This window comes from Rhizobium redzepovicii, assembly GCF_019793435.1.
In the GTDB taxonomy this organism is placed as follows: Bacteria; Pseudomonadota; Alphaproteobacteria; order Rhizobiales; family Rhizobiaceae; genus Rhizobium; species Rhizobium redzepovicii.
Genome location: NZ_JAILYH010000005.1, coordinates 126,959 through 151,273 on the forward strand (window position 1 = coordinate 126,959; position 24,315 = coordinate 151,273).

The following is a 24,315-nucleotide window of genomic DNA, read 5'->3' on the forward strand; positions in this document are numbered from 1 at the left end:
TCGTGGTTCCAATCTTATTATTCTCAGAAGCGTTCATCGCTTCTCAGAAGCGAGCATCGGCGAAATGGGCGACCTGAGCGCCGGCTTCGTACCATAGTTCCTTGAGCGCACGGAAGCTCGGCTCGGTGGGTGATGTCAAAGGCAGCGGCAGAGCGTCTTCGGTCAGCCGGCCGAGAATATGCTCGGCCAGTGTCCGGCCGAACACCGTGCCGGGGGCAATGCCGCGGCCATTGTAACCCGAAAAGCCGACGACACCGGGCGCGAATTTATGAAAGCGCGGCAGCGCATTGTCGGTCATGCCGATCTGGCCGTACCATTCGCATTCGAATTCGACATCGCCGATAATCGGGAACAGCCGCTTCAAGGCGCGCTTAGCCCAGCCCTTGTGCACGGCTAGCCCGGTATTGCGCAGCGCCCCGACACTGCCGAAAACGAGACGCCCGGCCTGGTCCATGCGGAAGGAGGAGAGGATGTCCTTGGTGTCCCATGCGCCTTCCCGCCCCGGCAGGATCGACTGGCGCAGATTATGGCCGAGCGGCACGGTGGCGAAGTTGAAATAGGGCAGATAGACCTGCTCGTTGCGCACCTGCTCGAAGGGGCCGGTGCTGTAGGCATCGGTCGCGACGATGATCCAGTCGGCGCTGACCGCGCCGTTTGCCGTCTTCACGGTCCAGCGGCTGCCGTTGCGCTCCGTTGCGATGACGGGACTCGACGTGTGGATGGCAACGCCCGCCTTGACGGCGGCATGGGCAAGGCCGCGCGCATAGGCCAGCGGCTGCAGCGTGCCGGCGCGCATGTCGAGCAGCGAACCGGTATAGGCGTCGCTACCGATGCGTCTGGCTGTCTCCGCCGCATCGAGCAGCGTCACGGGCGCGCCGCGCGCGGACCATTGCGCCGCGCGCGCCTCGATCTCCTTCAGCCCGTCGGCGCCGACGGCGCAGTGCAGCGTGCCGTTGCGTTCGAGTTCGCAGGCGATCCGGTGCCTGTCGATCAGCTCCATGACGAGCTTCGGCGCATTGCCGAGCAGCTCGAGCAGGCGCTCGCCATGCACCGGGCCGAGCACACCGGGCAGATCGTCGGGCATCACCCACATGCCGGCATTGATCAGGCCGACATTGCGCCCCGCGCCGCCGAAACCGATTTCCTTCGCCTCCAAGAGCACCACCCTCGACCCGGCTTCGGCAAGATGCAGGGCGGAGGACAGACCGGTGTAGCCACCACCGACCACGACGACATCGGCAGACACCGCGCCTTCGAGAGGCAAGGTCGCCGGCGGCTCGGCTGCGGTCTTTTCCCAGAGGCCGTGGGAGCGCGGATCATTCAGCATGGTCTAGTCCGATCGGAACGAAATCGCGGTACTCTAACGCATATGATGAAGTGTTGAAGGCCATTTTACGCGACGGTCTTCAACTGCAGCGGCGCGAGCCCCAGCGCTTCCATTGCCGCATCCAGCGAGGCGGCCTGGCGCTCGGCATAAAGCGCCAACTCGTCCTGAACGGTGGCGCCGAGCGCCGCCTCGAAGGCGTCGCGGTTCGAACGTGTCGCATAATTCTGCTGCTGATCGGTGCCGAGATTCGACTGGAAGATGCCGGCCGCGCTGACGGGCAGGAAATCTTCGTAGACGATCGGCGAGAAGGCAAGGTAACCCTTGGCGATCAGCGCTTCCGGATCGCCGGGGAGCGGGGCGCCTACGGCCGCAGCAATGCCCGCAGGCGTCGCGCAGTAACGGAAGAAGGCGAGACCTTGCCTGCGCAGCTCTTCCCAGCTGTCCGGCAGCGCCTTGAAACGCTCGGCAAGTTCCTGATCGTAGGCGCCGGCCTTGGCGCCGCCGGCGCCGACCTGCACTTCGCCGCGGACCGAGGCGAGCAGCCGGTCGTAGAGCGCCCGGCCCTTGGCCGTCAGTGCCACGCCGCGCTGTTCGATCTCGCCGAAACGGGCGGTATGCGTCCCTTGAACCGCTTCCACGTCACCGGCAAAGACGATCGTTTCTTCAAGCGCCTTGAAGCTCGTCTGCCGCAGCAGAATATCGCAATGGCGGCGCGGCGGTCCTTCGATGACGGCCTTCGGGGTGATGCCGCGTTCCGGCATGCGGGCCTGGACGGCATCGATATCGAGCGTGCGCGGCGTCAGGTGGTTGATATGCGGGCCCTTGAAGCTGACAACGTCGGCGATCAACCGGTGCGCATCATGCAGGCGCTTATAGGTTTCGGCGCTAACCGTCGCCTCGCCGTGCCAACGGAAGGTTTCAAGCGCCTCGGCGACGAACTCCGTCGCCTCCGCCTCCGTCAGGCCGCCATTCTGCTCGTGACGCTCGATCAGCGCGACGGCGCGCGGCGTATAGATGCGCCGCTTTGCCAGAATGGCTTCGGCTTCGCTGCGCAGCCCTTCGTCCTCGATCAGCTCCAAGCGCAACAGCGAGGTGAAGACGCGGAACGGATTGATGTTGAGTGCGGCCTCGTCGATCGGCCGGAAGCAGGTAGAGTGAACAGGCACGCCGGCGACCGAGAGATCGTAATAGCCGACCGACTGCATGCCCATGACCGCAAACAGCCGGCGGATGGTGAAAAGCTCTTCCGCCGTGCCGAGCCGGATGGCGCCGTGGCGCTCGACATCAATGCGCTCCAGTTCGCCGGCGCCGGCCAGCCTTTCGCGCAGATCGGGATTGTTTTTGAGGCAGCCGGCATTCACATCCGCCACCAGTTCGATCAGCGTGCCATATTGCGGCACCTCGGCCCGATACATCTGCGACATCGCTTCGGTGAACAGCGAGCGGATACGGTCTGTGGAAACGAAGGCTTGCGGCATCTCGGAAACTCCGGCTCATTCCGTTTTTGCAGGATGAGCCTCTTTACAACGGCCATAAAGGCGGAAATATCGACATTTTGGAAATAGCTCATTCTGAAATGGAATGAACATGTTCGCTTCAAGACGTTTTCTGCCGTCGATTTCGCATCTCGCCGCTTTCGAAGCCGTTGCCCGCACCGGCAGCGTCACGGCCGCCGCCCGTGAACTCGATCTGACGCAGAGCGCCGTCAGCCGCCAGGTGAGCGCGCTGGAGGAGCAGCTTGGTGTCGAACTCTTCCTGCGCGAACGTCAGACCATGCGGCTGACGCCAGCCGGCGACAGTTATGCCCGCGAGATCCGCGAGGCGCTGCGGCGCATATCGAGCGCCTCGCTGAACCTGCGCGCCAATCCGCATGGCGGCACGCTCAACCTCGCCATCCTTCCGACCTTCGGCACGCGCTGGCTGGCGCCGCGCCTCGGGCGCTTCCTCGTTGCCAATCCCGGCGTGACGATCAATCTGGTGACCCGGCTTTCGCCTTTCGATTTCCGCCTCGATTCGATCGACGCCGCCATCCATTTCGGCCATCCGCACTGGCCGGGCGCCGAACTCGCCTTTCTGATGTCGGAGCGCACGGTGCCGGCCTGCAGCCCCGATTTTCTGAAGCGATACACGATCTCCGGGCCGCAGGATCTGCTGTCCGTTCCGCTGCTGCATCTGACGACCCGGCCCGACGCCTGGGAGCAATGGTTCGCCGGCAACGGCGTGTCTTTCGAAAGCGTGCACGGCATGCTCTTCGACCAGTTCGCCACCGCCGCGCAAGCGGCGATCGCCGGTCTCGGCATCGCTCTTTTGCCGAAATTTCTGATGCAGGAAGAGCTGCGGCGCGGCGATCTCGTCGCCGCCATCGACGGCGAAATGGAAAGCCGCGAGCGCTATTATCTCGCCTTTCCGCCCGAGCGTGCCCACTATGCGCCGCTTGCCGCCTTCCGCGACTGGATCGTCGCGGAAGCGGCCGCCGAGCCGGCAGCTTGACGAACGGCTTGCATCGGCATGGCGCTTTCGACCATTATATTAGCCAAACAACCCTTTGCAGGAAATCCCCATGAAGCCGATCTTCGTCCAGCTCCAATGCGCCCCCGGCAAGACCTATGAGGTCGCCGACGCCATCTACCAGACCGAACTGGTCTCGGAGCTCTATTCCACAAGCGGCGACTACGACCTGCTGCTGAAGGTCTACATTGAGGAAGGCCAGGATATCGGCAAGTTCATCAACGACAACATCGCCAACATTCCCGGCATCGTCCGCTCGCTGACGACCCTGACTTTCAAGGCCTTCTAAAGCAATTCCAGCAAAAGTGTGCAGCGGTTTTGCCAGGCAAAGCGCGAAGCGCTTTTGTCGGGAATTGCGTAAAAACAAAAGACAGAGCATTTCCGTGATGCGAAGAAAAACGGAAATGCTCTGAACTCCGTCAGACGCGGTTAACCTTTTTACGAAGAATCGCCTCTCGGGATGCCGCTTAAACCACGGCTTAACGCCTGAGATATCTGGTCGTTGCTATAAGAGTCCCGTCTCGGCATGAGGCGGCGCGTGCAGCGATAGGTGGAAAATGGTGATCGTCGAGGCAGACAGGATGCGCGAGAGGCCGCAGCCGGAAACGGCGCCGCTGATCGTCCATGTCGTGCGCCAGTTCCTGCCCAACCGGGGCGGCCTGGAAGACGTTGTCGCCAATCTCGCCCGCCAGACCGTTCGCCGCGGTTATCGCGTCCGCGTCGTCACCCTCGATTCGCTGTTCACCGCACCTGATGACAAGCTGCCGCCGCGCGAAGATATCGACGGCATCGAGGTGGTGCGCATTCCCTGGTCCGGCAGCAGCCGTTATCCACTGGCGCCCAAAGTTTTCGGCCATCTCGCCGATGCCGATCTCGTCCACGTCCATGCCATCGATTTCTTCTTCGACGCGCTCGCCTGGGGCCGGCTGCTGCACCGCAAGCCGATGATCGTCACCACCCATGGCGGCTTCTTCCACACCAGGAAATACGCGGCGATCAAGAAGATCTGGTTCCGGACGCTGACCCGCGCTTCGGCACTGGCTTACCGGCGGGTCGTCTGCTGCAGCGCCTCCGACCTCAAGCAGTTTTCCGAAATCGTGCCCGACAGCCTGCTGATCGAAAACGGCGCCGATATCGGTAAATTTGCCGACACTGCTTCGCGCCGGGCGCGGCGCCGCATCGTCACCATCGGCCGGTTCTCGGTCAACAAGCGGCTGGACCATTTGCTCGATGCGATGGCCGAGCTGAAGACGCGCAATGCGGAATGGCATCTCGACATCGTCGGGGCCGAATCCGATCAGAACCGGGCCGACGTCGAAGCCGCGATCGAAGGCCGCGACCTGTCCGGCCGCGTCACCCTGCACGTCTCACCCGACAACGCCGCCATCCGGCGCATCATCGCCGACGCCTCGCTCTTCGCCTCCGCCTCGGAATATGAAGGTTTCGGCCTGGTGGCGCTGGAGGCGATGAGCGCCGGCCTGCTGCCGGTGCTGAACGCCAACGACGCCTTTACGACACTTGCCGGCCGGCATCCCGTCATCACGCTTGCCGATTTCACCAATCCGGAGACCGCCGCGACCGGGATCGAAGCGGCCTATGAAACGCTCGCACGCCAACCTGACGCCGTCCGCGCCGGGCTTCTCGACGCCGCGCGCGGTTACTCCTGGGACATTGTTGCCGGGCGTTATATCGATCTCTATCGGTCGCTGAACGTCGCCACTGCAGACAGCATCTGAACTACCGGCCTGAAATTCCTCACGCCCTCGCCAGGCGGATGATCTCGTCGAGCACGAATTTGCGCGATTGCGGCGGCGTCAGATTGTGGTCGGCATCCGGCAGCATCAGCAGCCGCACATTCGGATAGCGGGAAAGCTTGGCGCCGCGCGGTCCGAAATGGAAATAGACGTGGTCGAGCCCGACATCGCCCTCGCTGTAAATCAGCGTCAGCGGCACCTTGCGCTTGCCGAACAGCGCGAAGGAATGCCGAACCTCGCGAGCAATATGGCGCCGGTCGGGAAGCAGTTCCAGCAGCGGCGCGATAAAGGGTGACAGACGCCGGCCACCGGCGATGACGATATTCTGCAGCGCCGACACCACGTCCACCTGGCCGCTGAGCAGCCGCTTCAGCGTATCCACCCGCGCCAGGCGCTGACCGTAGTCATCCAGGCTGCGCGGGACGGAAACGACATGCTCCCGACGCACCGGCACCTCGGGATCCCAGTAATAGACGAAGGGATTGATCGAGACCACCGCCTTCAACCGCTCGTCGGCGACGCCGGCGCGGAAGGCGACGTAGCCGCCGCTGCACCGGCCGGCCACCATGACCGGACCTGCAACGACGCTTTCGAGCAGATCGAGCGCGGCAACCGCATCCTCGGTCTGCGTGCTGGAATAAAGCACCTGTTCCGGCGCATCCGGCCGCGGCGGGCTGTCTCCGACATTGGCGGAATCGAAGCGCAGCGAAACGACGCCCTGACGTGCGAGCTCACGCGCCATATCCACCGTCGTCCGTCCCCAGCCGGCATGCCGGTCATAGGCCGTCGACAGGAAGAGAACCGCATTGCCCTTGATCTCGCCGAGCGGCCGGCTGACGACGCCGACCAGATGGTCGTGGCTGCCGAAACGCACCGGTGTTTCGACAAAACCCTCGCCGGCAAGCGGCGCATTTTCGATCGTCGCCGGCGAATGCGCGCCGGACGTCTCCGTCGTCATCCTCTCCAGCCACGTCTTCAGCAACTCGACGACCTCAGCCGGCGTCTTGGCAAACAGCGGATTGGTGGCGAGCTCGTCATAGCCTTCGAAAACCGTCTGTTCGACGTCGGCGCCGAGCGCCTTCAGCGCATCGGCAAAGCCGGTATCGTCGACCTTGGCGGGACGCTCGAGGATCAGATAACGCGACGCAGCAAGCCCCTGCGGCGGGGCGATGTTGAGCTTGCCGAGTTCGGCGGCGATCTCTTCGGGCATGACGAGCCCGGCGATCTGCACCTTCGCGGTCTGGACATGTTCCTTGCCGAGGCCGAGATCGGCATCGATGATCTTGGACCACATGTTGAGTTCGCGCAGATAGGCCCGGCCGCTCAGCACCGGCGCCAGCATGACGAGGCTGTCGACGCCGTCGATCGAGGCGCCGATGCGATGAGCAAGCGTTGCGCCGAGCCCCTGTCCGATGAGGATGATACGGTCGCAGCCGCTCAGCGATTTGAGCTTGGCGGCCGCCGCGCGGATCGAATTTTCCCAGGTTTCCAGCCTTGCCGGCAGCGCGCCGAAATCGAGCGCGTCGCCAGTGCCGCGATAGTCGAAACGCAGGCTCGCCACGCCGATATCCGAGAAATGCTCGGCGGCCACACGGAAGAATTTGCGGCTGCACATCTCCTCGAAACCCCAGGGGCTGACGAAGAGCACGGCGGCTGAACGCTTCTTCGCCAGAGGGTTTTCAGGCATGAACAGCCCGATCGTGCCGTCGAAGACGACAGGCAGGGCGGCGTTGCGCCCGGCACCCTCGGCCGGTTCGAGCGAAAATTCCCCGGGCGCGACCTTGGCGCGGTCAGGGTCGCCCGGAAGCCGCGGCGCAATGAAATTGATCGCGTAGCCTACAGGGCGCTGCAGCACCCGCGGCATCTTGGCGAGAATGGAGCGCATGACCTCGACATCTTCGGCCGGCATGACGCGCAGCAGGCGGAGTGCCACGAGATAGCAGAATGTGCCGGCAAGGATCGCGGCGACGAGACCGACCGGCCCCTGGATGAATTCCAGCACCGAGAGCGCCCCGCAAGCACAAAGCACGGCGGCAAGGGTCACCTTCGTCAGGCTTGTGTAGAGGCCTGAAAGCTGGGATCCGAATCCTGTCTGTCTGATCATCATCACCGACATCGCAACGAAGACGAGGATGCGCACGAGTGCGGCACCCTCGGCTGCAAGCCTAGGTATGATCAGTAAACAACCGACTACCATCAGAAGGCCACCTATCACACTGATGTTCAGGCGGGAGCGAACCCTGTCCATCGACAAGAGGTAGAGACTGAGGATCTGCATGAAGGTATAGGCGGGCGCGACCAGCGCAAGCAGCGCTACCACCGTTCCGCTGCGGCGGAACGCTTCGCCGAACACCACGAGCACCAATTCACTGGAGATCGCCGCCAGCCCGAGGCTCATCGGCAATACGATATAGGCCATGCTGCGGGTGACGGCGGCGAAGACCTCGACCGGCAAGGTCGAATCGTCGCTGTTGTGCCGCCGCTCGGAATAATAGGGCAGCAGGCTGCCGGTCATCTGGATCGGCAGCTGCAGCGCGATATTGGCGATCGACAGGCCGACGGCGTAGTAGCCGACCATCTCCACCGACCAGAACTGCTGCAGGAAGAGCAGCTCGAGCCGATTAAGGAAGATCGAATCGATAATAAACTGGATCGACAGGATGACCGAGGAGGAGGCGAGCGCTTTGAGAGAGACCCCGCACCAGTCGCGCCGCGCAAGAAGGATCGGCAGTGTGGCGAAAAACAGCACGAGCTGGCCGAGCGCATAACCGACGAGCACGCCTTCCACCCCATAGAGCACAGCGCCGACGGCAACGCCGGCAAGCTGCACGATCGAGACGGCAACCGTCAGGCGGAAGAAGGCGCCCAGTTTCTTTTCGCCGATCAGGTAGAATTTGACGAAGGATCCGATTGCCTGGACGAAGAACAGCACGCCGGTGACAAGCGCGACGGACGGCGCGGTATCGGCCCAGTGCATCTCCTCCGACGTCAGGAAGAACAGCGCGTAGAGCGCCAGCAGCACGACGGTCGAAAACATCATGAAGCTGACGAGGATGGCGGCAAAACCCCGCCGACGGCGCATATCGTAACCTTCCGCCGAAAGCTGCGGCAGGGTCTTCAACAGCGTGATGCTGGAACCGAGTTCGGCGATCGAGGCGCCCGTGACCACCAGCCACAGCGAGAAGGCGACGATGCCGTTGGCCTCCGGCCCGAGCAGCCGCGCGGTTATGATCGACGAAACGAAACCCGTCAGCAGCAGCAGCATGCCTGCCGCCGCATTCATCACCGAATTTGCGATAATACCCTTCGACATCTGTCCATCCGCCGGCATCGGCCTAAAGCGCGCTGCGATCTTTCAGATTCGCTCCTCGCGCTTTAGCTCTCGTTTTTAAGCATGCCGTTATCGCAAAACCGCCGCACACTTTTGCGCGCCATGCTCTAAAGCCGCATACCCGTCATCTCTAATGCGAAAATGTTAAAATAAAGCGGAGTGACGACCTCACCTTAGCTGGATTGCATCGCCGCCAGCGTCTGGAGCGCCCTCTCATAGCTGTTGTCTGCGAGATGGTGCCGTAGGAACTCCCGCGCGTTCTCGGCCTTTCCTCGCGCGAGCTCGGGCGCGCGGAAGATGTCGCTCAAATGGGCGGCGGCGGCTTCGGGAGAGGGATCCGCCCAGACCGCACCCTCAAGCCCGGCAAATTCGGGATGGGTATCGACGACGGGGATCAGAGGAGAGGGGACCAGCCAGCTATTGCGGGGGTCGCAGAAATCCGCTGTGCCGGACCAGGCCGTGGAGACGACGGGCGTGCCCTGCATGATCGCCTCGGCGACCGTCAGCCCGAAACCCTCTGAACGATGCAGCGAAAGATAGGCGTCGGAAGAGCGGATGAGGCCGTTGATATCGGCGTTCGACAGCCTGTCGGTGACGATCCTGATCCGGGCGTCGCCCGCGACCGAAGCGACCAGCGCGCTGAGGGCTTCATCCTTGTTCACATCGCCGCTGGCCTTCATCAACAGGAAGGCGCTTGGGGCTTCGGCGGCAAATATCCTGAAAGCCTCGATGACGGCCTGCGGATTTTTCCGGTTGATCGACGAGCCGGCGCTGAAGATGAAGCTGACGAGAAAGGCGTCCTTCTCGATGCCGAACCTCTCCCGCATGCCTTCGGTCGCCGGCGCCTCGATCACCGGATGGGGAACGACGAGGACCGGTGCCTTGGTGAGCGGCGCAATCGCCCGCCGGGTGAATTCCGACGGCACGAAGACCGCGTTCATGTAGTGCATGGCATTGCGCCATTCCGCCGGCACCACTTCGAGCTCCCAGGCGAAGTAGCCGATATTGAAGGTGCGGGTGAAATTGCCGACACCCTTCTTCAGGATGGCGCGCGGCAGCATCGGCGGATTGAGGTGCCAGATACGGCTTCCTGGCGGCTCGGTGGAAAGACGCGACGACGTCCATCCGGGGAAGGACTTCTCGTCGCGATGCGTGCTGACGTCGGAGAGCGAAATTGCCCTTCCGGCTTCGGAGAGCGCACCGGCGCAGAGCCTTGCCGATTCGCCGACGCCGACAGCCATCGAGAGATAGCCGACGATTTCCACCGGCCGGCGCGGATTGAAGGCAAGGCGCGACCGCGGGATCAGCCGCTGCAGGACATGGGCACGCAAAAAGCGGTATGTCGTTCTCAAATCACGGTCTTTCTCAATGGATGGGCATCGTTTTTCACAGAGAGCGTCAGCCCGAGAGCACGACACGATGCGAACTGCCTAGGCTTCTGACCTCGCCTGCGGGCGCGATATCGCTCTCAGTGCCCGACAGCGCGACGAGTTTCACGCGCCGCATCGCGCCGGGCGCGAGATGGAACCAGTCGTCATCGGGCCGATAGCCGTCGACGTCGATATGCACCGATTGCGCCAGCCGGTCGGTCCTGAGATCGACGAACCAGTCGTCGCCATCTCTTCCGAGCGATGCCTCGATGCCTGCTTCATGCAGCGCCTTGTCCCGTCCGCAGGGAAAGTGGAAGCTTTCGGCTAGAACGGCGCCATCCGCAAGCGAACGCAGGCGCGCCACACTGACATCATGCGACGGCGGTCCGAAGCGGAAGGCATAGGTCGTATCGAAAAAGGCACCGAACAGCGCGGTCGCGGCAAGACGTTCCGTGTCCCTTGCCGCCAGTTTGAAGGCCCTGCTGCCGCTGACGACCTGCTGCTTTCCATCGCGCAGGCAGACGACTTCGAGCTCGACGTCGAGGTCTGCGTCCGTCTCGTTGACGACATGCACGTCGAGGCCGTTGGTTCCCTCGTCGGTGAACACCGTCTGCACCGGCCGAAAGGCGCGGCGCATCGCATACCAGACCGGCTTCGGCTCGCCGGTGGAATCGATCACCCCCCAGCCGGGACCGGGCAGCAGGTCCTGCAGCGTCCAGACGAGCGCGCCGTTGCAAGCCGAACCCTTGCGCCGCCATTCGGCAAACGTCTCCTCAATCACCTCGCCAGTGACGGCGCGGGAGAAATCGAGATAAAGTTCCGAATCCTCGCGCCGCAGGCGGGCCGGATCGAAACCATAGAGAAGCTCCAGATAGAAATCGCGAACGTCCTCGAAATCCCAGGATGCGCTGCGGTCGCGCGGCACGCGGGCCTTCCAGAGCGGGCTGTGGACGGCCGGCACGTCGAGATGACGATGCAGCGTCCTTAGCTGCGGCACATGCGCAAACGCAAGGCTTTCTGAGGCAAAACGCACATCGGCGCGGCGCGCATCGGCAATCGGCCGCATATAGGCGCCGACGCCGTAATAATGGGCGATACCGGCATTCGGCGAAAACGGCATCGCCCCGCCATAAGGCGAATTCGGAACGTAGGGCACGTCGGGACGCATGCGCGTAACGATGGCCGGGATGATTTCATCGGTAACCGGTCCGCTCCAGAATTCCACGGGCAGACCGAGCATCGCCGCCTGCTGATGGATTTCGCTGCCGCCGCAGAGCACCGCCAGCGATGGCGACGCCTGGACGCCGTGCAGGAATTCCTCGACCTCCGCATGCACGTGGCCGAGAAAAGCCTTGTCGTTGCGCGGATAATCGAAGTTGGCGAACATGAAATCCTGCCAGACCAGCAGGCCGAGTTCGTCGCAAAGCCCGAAGAAATCCGGTGTCTCGTAGGCCATGGTGCCGCCGATGCGGATCATGTTCATGCCGGCTTGCGCGGCAAGCCGCAGGAACGGCTCATAATCCGCCCGCGTGCCCGGCAGACGCGCGATATCGGCTGTCGTCCACACCGCGCCGCGGCAGAAGATGCGTTCGCCGTTAATAAGGAGCGCGAAGTCGTCGCCATCGGCGCCGCGCTCGACGTCGATCCGCCGGAAGCCGGTCGTGCCGAGCGGATAGTCCACGCCGTCGGAAACGAGCGTCAGCTCATAGAGACGCGGAGCGCCGTGCGTATGCGGCCACCAGGGCTCGATGTCGGCAAGCTTGAGGATAGAAGAGTAATGACTGTCGCCGATCTTCTCGAAAGGCTGCTCCATGCCGCCGCAGCGCAGCAGCATTGCCGGATTCTCGGCATTGCTGTGCAGGGAAACGCTGAGACGGCCGACGCCGTTCTCGTCTAACACGGCGCGGACGGAGACATTGTCGATCGAGACGGGGTTGCGCCGCACCAGCGAGATCGGCCGCCATGGCCCGACCGCATGGATATCGGGGCACCAGCCCGGCATATGGCCGAGCAGCGTCGTGCGGAAATTTTTGAGACCCGCCGGCGTGATCATCTGCGGCCGCCAGCGCGCACGCGGGCCGGGCTCCGACAGGCGGGGGCCGAGCGCCCGGAAACACAGCGCCAGCTCGTCGCCACCCACCAGCGTCACCGGGATTTCATGGGCCGTGAACATGCTCTCGGAAAAAAGGATTTCCTGGCCGTTGAGGAAGACATGGCAAAGCGTGGCAAGTCCCGCGAAACGCAGGATCGCTTCACCCGGCTCGGCATCGAACAGCCGGCAGAGATACCAGGCATCCCGCGTATTCAACGGCTCTGGATTTTCCCGGTCGAACAGTCCGGCCTTTTCGAGTGCTGCGGCAACGGTCCCGGGAACGGGGGCGGGAGTGAACTGCGCGGAGAGCGGAATATCATGCGGCACGGCGCAGGCGCCCGGCTCCGTCAGGATCAGGTTCCAGCCTTCGGAAAGCAGGCTTTCCTCGGCACCGATGCTTGCCAAACGCCCGCGCATGGTCAGATCTCCGGCCTCAGATTCGCTCCGCAAGCGATGTCATCATGGAATCCCATGCATCGGCGGCCGGATCAAGGGCTGCCTGCAGCGGCTCGAACTTCCGGCGGGCAATGGCGCGCGCAAGCTGGAACTGCACCGATTTCGCCACGTCCGAAATGCGCCGGGCATGCTCGGCGGCGGCGGCGAATTCATCTGCGGAAAGCCAGGCCAGATAATCGGCCGCCAGCTCGAAATTGGCGCCGACCTGGCGAAGCGTGTTGAAGGCATATTTGTGGAAGAATCCGAACGGCCGCTCGGCAACCGCTTCGACCTGCTGCGGAAAGACGGCTGCAAAGGCGCGGATCGGATTTTCGCTCGGGCGCCTGCTGAAATGAACGCCGGCAAGCCGCCGGGCAGTGGCGCTGAGATGCGCTTCGTCAGCGGGCTTTTCCGGGAACCGTGCAAATTCCGTATAGGGCAGGAACGGCGGCTCGTTCTCCGTCAGCTGCAGCTGGAACAGCCCATCGAAATCCTCGCCTTCGAGGCGGAAATAGCCGGCATTGTGGAAATAATCGACGCGCTTGGCCGCAACGTCCAGCCGGTTGATCGCAACCGTCGTCTTGCCGTGCTCCTGCCGGTAGGCGGTGCCGCGCGTATCCGGCATGTAGAAGGAATCCATCTCGATCAGGCAGAGACGGCCCCGCGCGATCTGGACTTCGACATGGCGTTCGACACGGTCGTAGATGGCAAGCTCGGTTGCGCGAATGCCATAGAGCGCGTCGAGATCCTCGAGCGGCACCTTAAAGAAGGTGAACTGATCGCCCTCGAAATCCTGCGTCAGGGTGAAACCGAGCATCGCCTCGGGCGCCACCCCCGAGGTCGCCAGCACTTCGATCCAGAGATCGACGTAGCAATTGGTTTCCGGCCAGGCGCGTTCGCCGGAATGCAGCGCGTGCTGACGGTAGGTTTCCGGGTCGATTCCCGAAAATACCGATGTCATCGACCGGCTCAGCCCCACAGCGCTTTCCGTACGTTGGCCGGCCATTCCTTCACCTCGAGCCCGTGATGGTGGAAGAGGGCAAGCGCGATGCGCTCCAGCCCGAAGCCGACGCAGGCCGTATGCGCGACACTGCCGTCTTCGAGGTTCAGGCCCCACTTCGAACCGAAGGCATCCTGATGATAGTTGAAGCTCATGCAGGCGGTCGGATTGGCGGCCGAGGTGATCGGGATCAGCAGTTCGAACTTCAGGTTCTGGTCGCGCTGATTGTTGGCGAGCATCTTGCCGGCGCGGCCGAAGAACGGATCGTTGGCGATATCGATCGTTACATCGAGGCCGACGGCCTTCATCATCTCGACGCCGCGATCCATCCAGCGTTGGCGGAAATCGGTGACATGCTCTTCGGTGCCCATGCAGACATATTCGCGCATGCGGAACAGCTGCTGGCGGGCCGGATCTTTCGACGGCTCATGGCGGAAGCAATAGGATTGCAGATCGAACAGGCCGCCCGTCTTCGGCAGATTGCCGCGCTTGGCAACCGTCGGATAGAGCGGATAGCAGGCAGCCGGGGTCAGCACGATATCGGTCGCCTCCTGACCCTTGGTCCAGTCCTCGCCGACTTCCATGCATTGCAGCAGGCTGACATGATCGAGTTCGCTGCCGCAGAAACTATGCACCGTTCCTGCAAGCTGCGGGAAGCTCTTCATATAGCCGCTCTTTTCGAAGAAGGCGCGATTCATGCCGGGCGGAAAGCGCATGGCCTCCGCACCGTCGCCGCCGCCAACCTTGTCGATGAGACGCTCGAAGGCAGCGATCACCTCCTCGAATTGGCCGCTGCGGCCATAGAGCCCATCGATGCCCGTATCGATCAGCAGGCCGGCTTCGAAAAGCCGGTCGAGAAACGAGGTCTGCATATCCATGACTGTCACCCCAGTAGGCTAGTGTCCTGCTTATGGACAAGAAGCATGCTCGACGTATTGCCGAGGATGCGGTCGTTCGAAATCATGAGCTGAGCCGAATGCGCGTCGCGCAGATGGCGTCCGAGACTGAAGGGCGTGCCGTTCTTGTAGCCCATGATGCCGCAGATCAGCATGGCATGGTTGACGATCTCCAGGATCGTCTCGGAAGAGGCGATCTTGACGTTGTTCATCGCCACGGCAAAGCCCATCGAGGACAGCCTGTCGACATCGGCCTTTGCATCCTCATAGGCCTTGAGTCCGGCAACCACGTTGGATTTGACCATCTGCAGCAGGTTCGAAACTTCGGCGAGGCGCAAGGCGCCCGGCGGCTGAGTATCCGGCGCCTTGCGCGCGGCAGCGCGCACGAAGGCCTGGGCGCGCGCGACGGCGTCGACCGCGATGCCGTACCAGACGCCGCTCCATAACAGGTGCGACGAAGCGAGCATGGATTGCGCCGCGATCTCGGCGAAAGGCTTCGGCAGGATCTGATGCGCCGGCGCTTCGCCTTTGAAGAGGAAGCCATCGGAGCAGGTGCCACGCATGCCGAGCGTATTCCAGGCGTGCGTCTTCTCGAGCGTGTACTGGTCCCTGAGAAAGGCCGTCAGCACCTGGTCTGAGGAAGCCGCCTTCGCATGGGCACGCGAGGTGATGAGGATGGCGTCGGCATGCGAACCGTAGGAAATGACGGTCGCATCCTTTTCGAGACGGCAGGTATCGCCGTCGACTTCGACAGCGCAGATACTGTTGCGCAGGTTTCCGCCGATACCGCCCTCGGTGGTGGCCGATGCGATCAGCAGCTGCTCGGCCGCAATGCGGCGCATGAAGTCGCCATGCCATTCGCTGTCGGCGCCATGTTCGACAAGGCTCGACAGCTTGATGTGATGCATGGCGAAGACCATGGCGCTTGCAGCGCAGGCCTGACCGAGCATCGAGCACAATTCGGCGATCTCAGTGATTGAGGCGGATTCGCCGCCGAATTGGCGCGGCACCTGGATGCCGAGCAGTCTTTCGGCCTTCATTGCATCCACGGCTTCCCTGGGGAAGCGGGCTTCGACATCGACGGCATCGGCGTGTTTCGCCGCGATTTCGGCGACTCGGGCGACCCGCGCGACAAGACCGTCCTGCATGATCTTGACGGGGAAATTCATCAGGCGACCTTCCGGCTGTCCCGAATGAGATCGACCGTCCTGGCGATCGCCGAGATGCTCGCGAAGGATTTACGGTTCAGGAGATTGTCGGGAAATTCGATGTCGAAGGCTTCTTCGATGCCAAGCATCAGCTGCACCGAAGCAAAGGACGTCAGACCTGCCGCATAAAGATCGGCATCGTCGGCGACCTGGTCGATCGACGCCGGAAGTTTGCCGAATTTGGCTACAAGGTCGCGGATTGTCTTATTCATCCCATCACTCCAAGATTCTCATGATCCCGAACCGGCGTTCATCGCCTTGTCATGAGCGTTCTTTTAGTGCGGAAAACAGAAAATTCCGCTAATTTATAGCGTTAAATATGACTAAGGCTCACAGCTAGAATTTTAGCGATCGCCGTGGCAGGAGTTCCAATATCGATTTAAAATCAACGCATTACGCCTATTTCGTCGACGGCGCTCGACGCAATTTTCGCCGCGGCGAGTACAGAAATGACACGGAAAACGCCGTTTCACGTCATTCAGCGGGTGGGTAGGAATGCTCGTCACCGCGATAATCCGAGACGGAATAACATCCATCGCCCCTGGCCTGCACGGTGCTGCCGCTGACGACGGTTTTGCCGTAACCGCCCGGGATATCGAGGATGTAGGTCGGCTGGCAGAGCCCGGAAACCCGTCCGCGCAACGCCGAGACGATCCTTTGTCCCTCCTCGATCGTCAATCTGAAGTGGCCGGTGCCGGGCGCCAGATCCGGGTGATGCAGGTAATAAGGTTTGACGCGGATTTCGACGAAGGCCTTCATCAGCGCCGCAAGCACGTCGGGATCGTCGTTGACGCCTTTGAGCAGCACCGACTGGCTGACCATGGCAATGCCGGCATCGACCAGACGGGCGCAGGCGGCACGCGCTTCCGCCGTCAGTTCCCTCACGTGATTGGCGTGCAGCGCCACATAGACCGTCTTGCCGCTCGCCTTCAGCGCGGCGATCAGTGCGTCGTCGATCTTGTCGGGATCGACGACGGGAACACGCGTGTGGAAACGCACGATCTTCACATGCGCAATGTCCGCCAGCGCCTCCATGATCTCGCGAAGGCGGCGCGGGGACAGCACCAGCGGATCGCCACCGGTGAGGATGACCTCCCAGATCTCCTCGTGACCTCTGATATAGTCAAAGGCTGCCTGCATCGCCGCCGCATCGAGCGTGCCGAGACCCTGCGGCCCGACCATTTCGCGCCGGAAGCAGAAGCGGCAATAGACCGGGCAGACATGCACGGCCTTCAGCAGCACGCGATCGGGATAGCGGTGGACGATGCCTTCGACCGGGCTATGGGCGTGATCGCCGATCGGATCGGCGCGTTCTTCAGGCAAGACCGTGAGTTCGGCGGCATCGGGCACGAACTGCCGCGCGATCGGATCAGCGGGATCGGCGCGATCGATCAGCCTGGTCATAACAGGCGTCAAGGCAATTGCGTAACGCACGGCAACCTCCTCGAGCGCTCTGCGATCGGCGGAAGAGACCAGCCCCGCCATCACCAGATCGTCGACGCTCTTGACCGGTTTGACGGCATTCATCGTCCATACTCCGCGACCGGCGCCCAAAGCACCTGATCAATGCGCGACGCTCCCGTCGCCAGCATCACCAGCCGGTCAAAGCCGAGCGCGATGCCGCTTGCCTCGGGCATCAGCGACAGTGCGGCGAGGAAATCCTCGTCGAGCGGATAGGTCTCGCCATAAACACGCGCCTTCTCGGCCATCTCGATCTCGAACCGCCGCCGCTGCTCGGCAGCACTAGTGAGTTCGCCGAAGCCGTTGGCAAGTTCGACTCCGCAGGCATAGAGCTCGAAACGCTCGGCAACGCGTGGATCGCGGGCCGAAGGGCGCGCGAGCGCTGCTTCCGAGACCGGATATTCGTCGAGGATGGTGATGCGGCCGAAGCCGAGATGCGGCTCGATTTTTTCCACAAGCACCCGGCTGAACAGATCGGCCCAGCCGTCGTCATCGGCAACACGCATGCCGACACGCTTCATCTCGGCGGCCAGATGATCGCGATCGGTCGAACCGTCGGCGGCGACCGAGGCGAGAAGATCGATGCCGGCATGGCGCTCGAAGGCTTCGGCAACGCTGATCCGCTCCGGACCGGCGAAAGGATCGCTCTCGCCGCCGCGATAGGCAAGCTTTTCGGTGTTTGCCGTCTCGGTCGCAAGCGCCAGAATCCGCTCGCAATCCATCATCAGGCTCTCATAGCTTTCGCCGGCCCGGTACCATTCGAGCATGGTGAATTCGGGATGGTGCAGCGGCCCGCGCTCGCGGTTGCGATAGACATGGGCAAAACACGAGATACGTTCCTCACCCGCCGCAAGCAGCTTCTTGCAAGCGAATTCCGGCGAGGTGTGCAGATAGAATGGCGCCTTTTGCCCGTCCGTCGTCAGCGCTTCCGTGGCGAAGGCATGCAGATGCGCCTCGTTGCCCGGCGAGATTTGCAGCACCGCCGTATCCACCTCGATGAAATCCTCGCGCGCAAAAAAGCCGCGCAGCGCCGCCTGGATCGCATTGCGCCCGATCAGGAACGGACGGCGATCGGCATGCACGGACGGGGTCCACCAGGGGGACGCTTTCGCCGAAGAGTTCATTCCAAGCTTTCTTCGCCGGAGAAGCCGGTATGGGGATGGCTATTTCCCGGATTTTAGGTTAGTTGCGCCCCAAAGAAAAATATTTGCGTCTCCGAGGCGTCTCGACAGTCATCTACGACGCCGAAAGCCGAGTTACAAGGAAGTCTTATGGTCAAGGTCATCGCCTCTTCGGTCCGCAAGGGCAACGTTCTCGATGTCGACGGCAAGCTCTACGTCGTTCTCACCGCTCAGAACTTTCACCCGGGCAAGGGCACGCCGGTCACCCAGGTCGACATGCGCCGCATCGTCGACGGCGTGAAGGTCTCCGAGCGCTGGCGCACCACCGAGCAGGTCGAGCGCGCCTTCGTCGAGGACGTCTCCTTCCAGTATCTCTATGAAGACGGCGAAGGCTTCCACTTCATGAACCCCGGCAACTACGATCAGGTCGTGGTCGATGTCGAAACCATGGGCGATCAGAAGGCCTATCTGCAGGAAGGCATGTCCTGCGTCCTGTCGATCCATGAAGGCATTCCGCTGGCGCTCGAACTGCCGCGCCACGTGACGCTCGAAATCACCGAGACCGAGCCGGTCGTCAAGGGTCAGACGGCATCGTCTTCCTACAAGCCGGCGATGCTGTCGAACGGCGTGCGCACCATGGTGCCGCCGCACATCAATGCCGGCACCCGCGTCGTCATCGCAACGGAAGACAATTCCTACGTCGAACGCGCCAAGGACTGATCCTGGTCATCATCGCATGCAAAAGGCCGGTTTCGACCGGCTTTTTTGTGTCCGCCGCCAACAGGGAATTTCCGGTCAATGCATGTCATCAGGAAGTGTGCAGCGGTTCCGGGATAACGACATGCATAAATTGCATGAATCAAATTCGATGCGATGCGCTTTAGAGATGCGGGTTGCGCGGCCGGTATTTCCGCACGAGCTTCTGATTGATCTCGGCGGCACCCGGCATATTGGCGCTGAGATAAACCGGCGCATCGCCGGATTTCGAAAGCTCCGAGGCGACTTCGGCGAAGATCGCATTGATGACCGTCACTCCGACCGCCGTCGAGACCGGCCCAACCCGAAGGCCCGTGCCTTCCAGATCGAGAACGGCGTCACCCGGCGGCAGCCCGTTGTCGAGCACCACATCGGCCGCGTCGGCAAGCCGCCGGCGGCCATTGGCGATCGCTGAGGAATAGGCGATCGACGTGATGGCGATCACCTTTGCGCCGATTTCGCGCGCATAGTCGGCAGCCTCGATCGGCGCGGCGTTCACGCCCGAATTGGAGGCGATGATGATGACATCGCCCGGCTGCATGCCGTATCGCTCCAACATCGGCCGCACCAGGCCCTGCGTGCGCTCATAGACCGAACTGATGACCGCACCCTCATGCAGCATGGCCGAGCCGACGAGCACCGGCACGGTGAAGGCGAGCCCGCCGGCCCGATAATGCACCTCTTCGGCCAGCATATGCGAATGGCCGGTGCCGAAGACATAGACGCGCTTGTCGCCGCGGGCAGCATCGAGAATGACGGCCGCCGCCTGCGCCATCGGCTCGGCAAGCGTCTGCTTCAATTCTTCCAGCCGGCCGATCAGGTTGGAGAAATAGGCATCGGTGATATCGGTCATCCCACGTCTCCTTGAGGTCACGCCGTTTCGCCGGCAAGCCAGGTGGCGATGACGGTAAGCGCATCGGTGAGATGCACGAGGTCGGCGCGCGCGCCCGGCGAGAGATGGCCGCGATCGGCAAGCCTGAGGAAACGGGCGGGGTAAAGCGTCGCCATGCGCAAGGCTTCGGCGAGCGTCAGGTCGAGATAGGTGACGCCGTAGCGGATCGTCGAGATCATGTCGACGTCGGAACCGGCCAGCGTGCCGTCGGACAGCACAAGCTTCGAGCAGAAGCCTCCCCTTTCGCGCCGGACGGTGCGCCCGTTCAACGTGAACGAGTCCTTCTCAGACCCGACGAGCGACATCGCGTCGGTGACGAAGAACAGCTTGCCTTCACCGCGCTTGGCGCGCAGCGCCGTGCGCAAGGCCTTCGGATCGACGTGATGACCGTCGGCGATGATGCCGCACCAGGTCGAGGGATGATCGATCGCCGCGCCGACGAGGCCGGGCGCTCGGTGCCCCAGCTGGCTCATGGCGTTGAAGAGATGCGTGACGCCGCGCGCCCCCGCGTCGAAACGTTCCGCCGCTGCCTCGCTCGAACAATCGGAGTGGCCGATGCTGACGGTCACGCCGGCTTCCGCAAGTTCGCGCACCTGGGCAACCGTCACCTGCTCGGCGGCCATGGTGACGAGCAGCGTGCCGATCGCCTCGCGCGCCTGGATGAACGCCTTGACGTCGCGGCCCTCGACCGGCCGCATCAGTTCGGCCAGATGCGCGCCCTTGCGTGCCGGTGCCAGATGCGGGCCTTCGAGATGCAGACCGGCGACGCCGCGGTTCGCCTTGACCGCTTCTGTCGCCGCCTCGATCGCGGCAATGGACGCTTCAGCCGTATCGGTGATCAGCGTCGGCAGCAGCGATGTCGTGCCATAGGGGCGGTGCCCGCCGGCGATGATCTCCATCGAGGCAACCGAAGGTTCGTCGTTCAGCATCCGTCCGGCGCCGCCATTGACTTGCGCATCGATGAAGCCGGCCGATAGCACGCCGCCGGAAAGCGTCACCGTCTCGCCATCCGGCAGATCGTTTCCAGCAGCAATCGCTTCGACCCGGCCATCGGCAACGATGAGCGCCTTGTCGTCATGGAAGCGCTCGCCATCGAAGATGCGCGCGCCGACAAAGATCTTGCGGGCCATCAGACCGTCTCCGTCACCTTGAGCAGGTTTGCCGGCCTGTCGGGATCGAAGCCCTTGCGCCGCGTCACCGACTCGATCAGCCGATAATAGACGAGCAGCGACACCAGCGGATCGACCAGGCCGTTGCCCGTCGTCGGCACGCGCAGATTGATGCCGGAAAGCGGCTGGGTGGAAAAACCGACAGTGGTGGCGCCGAGCTTCTGCAGACGCTCCAGCGCTAGGCCGTTATTGGCGAAGGCCGCATCGTCGGGCGCAAAGGCGACGATCGGAAAGCCCGGCTGCACCAGGCGCATCGGACCGTGCATCAGTTCCGCCAGCGAGAAGGCTTCGGCATGCAGGCCGGACGTTTCCTTGGCCTTCAGCGCCGCTTCGAGCGCGATCGCGAAGGCCGGGCCGCGGCCGGCCGTATAGAGCGAGGTCGCGTTGAAGAGCACCTCTTCGGCTGCCGCCGTGTCGATCCCGGCGGTGGCCGAAAGCGCCTCCGGCAGTTTGCCGAGTGCAGCCTGCAGCTCGGACGCGCCGCCGATCGCAGCCGTCACCCCGGAAAGGGCAGCGACCGAGGCGATGAAGGATTTCGTCGCCGCGACGCTCTTTTCCGCTCCGGCATTGAGGCCGAGAACGATATCGGCCTGTTTCGCCAGCGGGCTGTCGATGACGTTGACGACGGCGATCGTCGTCGCCCCGCCCTTCTTGGCCGCCTCCTGCAGCGCGACGATATCGGGGCTGGCGCCCGACTGCGAGACGGTGAAATGAACGCCACCCTTCAGATGGAGGGCAGCGCCGTAGACCGAAGCGATCGACGGGCCGACCGATGCGACCGGGACGCCGCAGGTGATCTCGAAAAGATATTTGAAGAAGGTGGCGGCATGGTCCGAGGAGCCGCGCGCCGCCGTCGTCACCACGCTCGGGCGGGCTGAGGAAAACAGCCGGGCGATCTCGGCAAAGACCGGTTTTTCCTTTTCGAGAAGCGTGGCCACCACCTCCGGCGATTGGCCCGCTTCTTGAAGCATCAGCGACTGGTTCTCACTCATAGGTCATCTCCGATTCTCAATTCGGCAACGAAATCATAGGCGTCGCCGCGATAATGCGAGCGGGTGTATTCAACGACGCGCTGGTCTTCCAGGCGCGAGACGCGTTCGATCAGCAGCGCTGGCGCGCCGGCATCGACATTCAGGATCGCCGCAGAGGACGGGTCAAGCGTCACCGCGGTCAGCCGCTGCAGCGCCCGCACCGGCCTGTGGCCGTTGGCGGTCAGCGCATCATAGAGCGATCCCTCGCCGCCGGCATCGTCGCCTAAAAATTTGATCGGCACCACGGCACGTTCGATCGCCAGCGGCAGGCCGTCGGCGAGACGCAATCGGTCGAGCCTGAGCACCGGCTCGTCACCGCCAAGCCCGAGCAGGAAGGATTCGTCCGGCGACGGCGTATTGACCGTCCGTGACAATATCTTTGCGGCCGGTTGACGCCCGCGCGAGCGCATGTCGGCGGAGAAGGAGGACAGCCGCCAGAGCGACTGCTCCATGCGCTCGACCTTGCTCGATACGAAAGTACCGCTTCCGTGGCGCGATTCCAATGCGCCGGATGCCATCAGATCGCGATAGGCGGTGCGCACGGTGACGCGGCCGAGCTTCAAGGCCTCGGCAAGATCGCGCTCCCCCGGCAGCGCCGTGCCGGGTTTCAGCAATCCTTCCTGAATAAGGCCGGTCAGCGTCTGCGCCAGCCGCTTGTAGAGCGGCCCGGTCAGCGCCGCGTCACGCAGGCCGCGACTCTTTAGCTCCGCTATCAGACTGGTCCTATCCATGGGCAAGCAATAGAACCTATTTAGAACCAATCGGCAAGATATAATTACCGGCAAGCGAGAAAAAACCTCCCCGGCGCGGGCCGGAGAGGTTTTCATAGCGATAAAATTTGACAGCCGTACGTCCCGGCGCCGCGTCTCAAAAAGACGCTCAGTTCTTGGTGAAGATGTAATCCGTCTCCTGGCGCAGCACTTCGCCGGGGCGCAGCACCGCATTCGGGAAACCCTGGTGATTGATGGCATCCGGCCAGACCTGCGTCTCCAGGCAGAAGCCAGCGAAGGGGCCGTATTTGCGTCCGCCGAGGCCGGGAGCACCGGTATTGAGCTTGAAACCGGCATAGAACTGCACGCCCGGCTCGGTGCTGCGCACTTCAAGCGACACGCCGGAATAGAGACTGCGGGCGAGCGCGACGCTGCGCTTGGCGGTTCGTTCGCCGGACAGGCAGAAATTATGGTCGTACAGCACCTGCTCGCTGCCGGCGAAACGCTTCATCGGCGCCATCTCGCGGAAATCGAATTCCGTGCCGGCGACGGAACGGATCTCGCCGGTCGGCACCTGTTTCTCGTCGGTCGGCAGGTAGTGGTCGGCAGCGATCATGATGTCGTGGCCAAGCGCGTCCTCGCGACCGTCGAGATTGAAATAGGCATGCTGGCAGACATTGGCGAGCGTCGGCTGGTCGCTTGTGGATTCGTAGGTCACCGACAGTTCGCCGTTGCCGTGCACCCAGAAGGTTGCCTGGATGGTGCAATTGCCGGGATAGCCGGCGCGGCCATCGGGATCGACGATCTTCAGCACCACGCGGTCGACATCATGCTCGACGACCGTCCAGTTGCGTTTGGCAATATTGTCGCTGCCGCCATGCAGATGCGTCACGCCGTTTTCGTTCAGCTCGAGCTGGTGATCCTTGCCGTCGAGCATGAAGGCACCGCCGCCGACACGGTTGGCGCAGCGGCCGGGCGTCGCGCCGAAATAGGCTGAATGGAGCGGGTAGCTGTCGAATTCCTCAAAGCCGAGCTGCAGCGGCGCGTCATGCCCTTCCAGGCGCAGATCCTGGATGACCGCGCCCCAGCTGATGATCTTGGCGGTCAGCCCGCCGCCGCTGATGACGACGCGATAGACGGTCTCGCCCGCCTTCGTCTGCCCGAAAACTTCCCGCTCCAACTTATCCGACATGATCGACCGTCCATTTGATATCTAGCATTCCGACCGGAACCTGCCCGCATTTGTTCCAAACC

The 24,315-nt window shown here is 62.9% G+C and carries 20 protein-coding genes; 4 read left to right on the forward strand and 16 right to left on the reverse strand.

All coding sequences use genetic code 11. The features are described from left to right. Nucleotides 1-43: 43 nt before the first annotated feature. Both K6N12_RS09650 and hglS read right to left on the reverse strand, forming a co-directional pair. Nucleotides 44-1,327 carry an NAD(P)/FAD-dependent oxidoreductase gene (locus tag K6N12_RS09650; protein WP_097624987.1) on the reverse strand — a complete coding sequence of 428 codons (1,284 nt, stop codon included), beginning with the start codon at nucleotides 1,325-1,327 and terminating at the stop codon, nucleotides 44-46. A gap of 65 nt (nucleotides 1,328-1,392) precedes the next feature. Then, nucleotides 1,393-2,805: a 2-oxoadipate dioxygenase/decarboxylase HglS gene (gene hglS, locus K6N12_RS09655; RefSeq protein WP_097624988.1), complete on the reverse strand. Its 1,413-nt coding sequence runs from the start codon at nucleotides 2,803-2,805 to the stop codon at nucleotides 1,393-1,395. Between the two features lie 103 nt (nucleotides 2,806-2,908). On the opposite strand from hglS, the gene K6N12_RS09660 reads away from it, so the two are divergent. The 3 genes from K6N12_RS09660 to K6N12_RS09670 all read left to right on the forward strand — a co-directional run bounded on the left by K6N12_RS09660 (nucleotide 2,909) and on the right by K6N12_RS09670 (nucleotide 5,571). Further along, complete coding sequence (locus K6N12_RS09660) at nucleotides 2,909-3,817, forward strand: LysR family transcriptional regulator (RefSeq protein WP_097624989.1); 909 nt, start codon at nucleotides 2,909-2,911, stop codon at nucleotides 3,815-3,817. Nucleotides 3,818-3,887: 70 nt separating this feature from the next. Continuing rightward, on the forward strand, nucleotides 3,888-4,124 hold the full coding sequence (locus tag K6N12_RS09665; RefSeq protein ID WP_003567502.1) for an Lrp/AsnC ligand binding domain-containing protein: 237 nt from the start codon (nucleotides 3,888-3,890) through the stop codon (nucleotides 4,122-4,124). 268 nt (nucleotides 4,125-4,392) lie between these two features. Beyond that, nucleotides 4,393-5,571 (forward strand): glycosyltransferase family 4 protein, encoded by a 1,179-nt coding sequence (locus tag K6N12_RS09670; RefSeq protein WP_097624990.1) that lies wholly within the window; start codon nucleotides 4,393-4,395, stop codon nucleotides 5,569-5,571. Nucleotides 5,572-5,590: 19 nt separating this feature from the next. Here the strand turns inward: K6N12_RS09670 and K6N12_RS09675 are convergent, their stop codons facing one another. From K6N12_RS09675 to epmA, 9 genes are all read right to left on the reverse strand, one after another. Beyond that, nucleotides 5,591-8,902: an oligosaccharide flippase family protein gene (locus K6N12_RS09675; RefSeq protein ID WP_097625145.1), complete on the reverse strand. Its 3,312-nt coding sequence runs from the start codon at nucleotides 8,900-8,902 to the stop codon at nucleotides 5,591-5,593. Between the two features lie 191 nt (nucleotides 8,903-9,093). After that, complete coding sequence (locus K6N12_RS09680) at nucleotides 9,094-10,272, reverse strand: glycosyltransferase family 4 protein (protein WP_097624991.1); 1,179 nt, start codon at nucleotides 10,270-10,272, stop codon at nucleotides 9,094-9,096. A gap of 46 nt (nucleotides 10,273-10,318) precedes the next feature. Then, complete coding sequence (locus K6N12_RS09685) at nucleotides 10,319-12,799, reverse strand: glycoside hydrolase family 2 protein (protein WP_097624992.1); 2,481 nt, start codon at nucleotides 12,797-12,799, stop codon at nucleotides 10,319-10,321. Between the two features lie 16 nt (nucleotides 12,800-12,815). Next, nucleotides 12,816-13,796 carry a DUF1839 family protein gene (locus K6N12_RS09690; protein ID WP_179867097.1) on the reverse strand — a complete coding sequence of 327 codons (981 nt, stop codon included), beginning with the start codon at nucleotides 13,794-13,796 and terminating at the stop codon, nucleotides 12,816-12,818. After that, nucleotides 13,787-14,695 carry an amino acid--[acyl-carrier-protein] ligase gene (locus tag K6N12_RS09695; RefSeq protein WP_097624993.1) on the reverse strand — a complete coding sequence of 303 codons (909 nt, stop codon included), beginning with the start codon at nucleotides 14,693-14,695 and terminating at the stop codon, nucleotides 13,787-13,789. The genes K6N12_RS09690 and K6N12_RS09695 overlap by 10 nt, the downstream gene beginning before the upstream one ends. Nucleotides 14,696-14,700: 5 nt before the next feature. Continuing rightward, nucleotides 14,701-15,882, reverse strand: a complete 1,182-nt coding sequence (locus K6N12_RS09700) for an acyl-CoA dehydrogenase family protein (RefSeq protein WP_097624994.1) — start codon at nucleotides 15,880-15,882, stop codon at nucleotides 14,701-14,703. Then, on the reverse strand, nucleotides 15,882-16,133 hold the full coding sequence (locus K6N12_RS09705) for an acyl carrier protein (protein ID WP_012559298.1): 252 nt from the start codon (nucleotides 16,131-16,133) through the stop codon (nucleotides 15,882-15,884). Before K6N12_RS09705 ends, K6N12_RS09700 begins: the two co-directional genes overlap by 1 nt. Before the next feature lie 262 nt (nucleotides 16,134-16,395). Beyond that, nucleotides 16,396-17,448, reverse strand: coding sequence for a lysine-2,3-aminomutase-like protein (locus K6N12_RS09710; RefSeq protein ID WP_097624995.1), 1,053 nt, complete (start codon nucleotides 17,446-17,448; stop codon nucleotides 16,396-16,398). Beyond that, on the reverse strand, nucleotides 17,445-18,506 hold the full coding sequence (gene epmA, locus K6N12_RS09715; RefSeq protein ID WP_097624996.1) for an EF-P lysine aminoacylase EpmA: 1,062 nt from the start codon (nucleotides 18,504-18,506) through the stop codon (nucleotides 17,445-17,447). The genes K6N12_RS09710 and epmA overlap by 4 nt, the downstream gene beginning before the upstream one ends. A gap of 147 nt (nucleotides 18,507-18,653) precedes the next feature. Here epmA and efp point away from each other — a divergent pair, with 147 nt between their 5' ends. Further along, complete coding sequence (gene efp, locus K6N12_RS09720) at nucleotides 18,654-19,223, forward strand: elongation factor P (RefSeq protein WP_097624997.1); 570 nt, start codon at nucleotides 18,654-18,656, stop codon at nucleotides 19,221-19,223. A gap of 160 nt (nucleotides 19,224-19,383) precedes the next feature. On the opposite strand, the gene K6N12_RS09725 is transcribed toward efp, so the two are convergent. The 5 genes from K6N12_RS09725 to K6N12_RS09745 form a co-directional block, all read right to left on the reverse strand. Next, nucleotides 19,384-20,112, reverse strand: coding sequence for an SIS domain-containing protein (locus K6N12_RS09725; protein ID WP_097624998.1), 729 nt, complete (start codon nucleotides 20,110-20,112; stop codon nucleotides 19,384-19,386). A 17-nt stretch (nucleotides 20,113-20,129) separates the two neighbouring features. Beyond that, complete coding sequence (gene nagA / locus K6N12_RS09730; protein WP_097624999.1) at nucleotides 20,130-21,281, reverse strand: N-acetylglucosamine-6-phosphate deacetylase; 1,152 nt, start codon at nucleotides 21,279-21,281, stop codon at nucleotides 20,130-20,132. Beyond that, nucleotides 21,281-22,312: an SIS domain-containing protein gene (locus tag K6N12_RS09735; RefSeq protein WP_097625000.1), complete on the reverse strand. Its 1,032-nt coding sequence runs from the start codon at nucleotides 22,310-22,312 to the stop codon at nucleotides 21,281-21,283. Before K6N12_RS09735 ends, nagA begins: the two co-directional genes overlap by 1 nt. Further along, nucleotides 22,309-23,082: a GntR family transcriptional regulator gene (locus tag K6N12_RS09740; RefSeq protein WP_097625001.1), complete on the reverse strand. Its 774-nt coding sequence runs from the start codon at nucleotides 23,080-23,082 to the stop codon at nucleotides 22,309-22,311. Before K6N12_RS09740 ends, K6N12_RS09735 begins: the two co-directional genes overlap by 4 nt. 148 nt (nucleotides 23,083-23,230) lie before the next feature. Further along, entirely contained in the window at nucleotides 23,231-24,253 is a 1,023-nt protein-coding gene (locus tag K6N12_RS09745; RefSeq protein ID WP_097625002.1) for an aldose epimerase family protein, read from the reverse strand. Nucleotides 24,254-24,315: the final 62 nt, after the last annotated feature.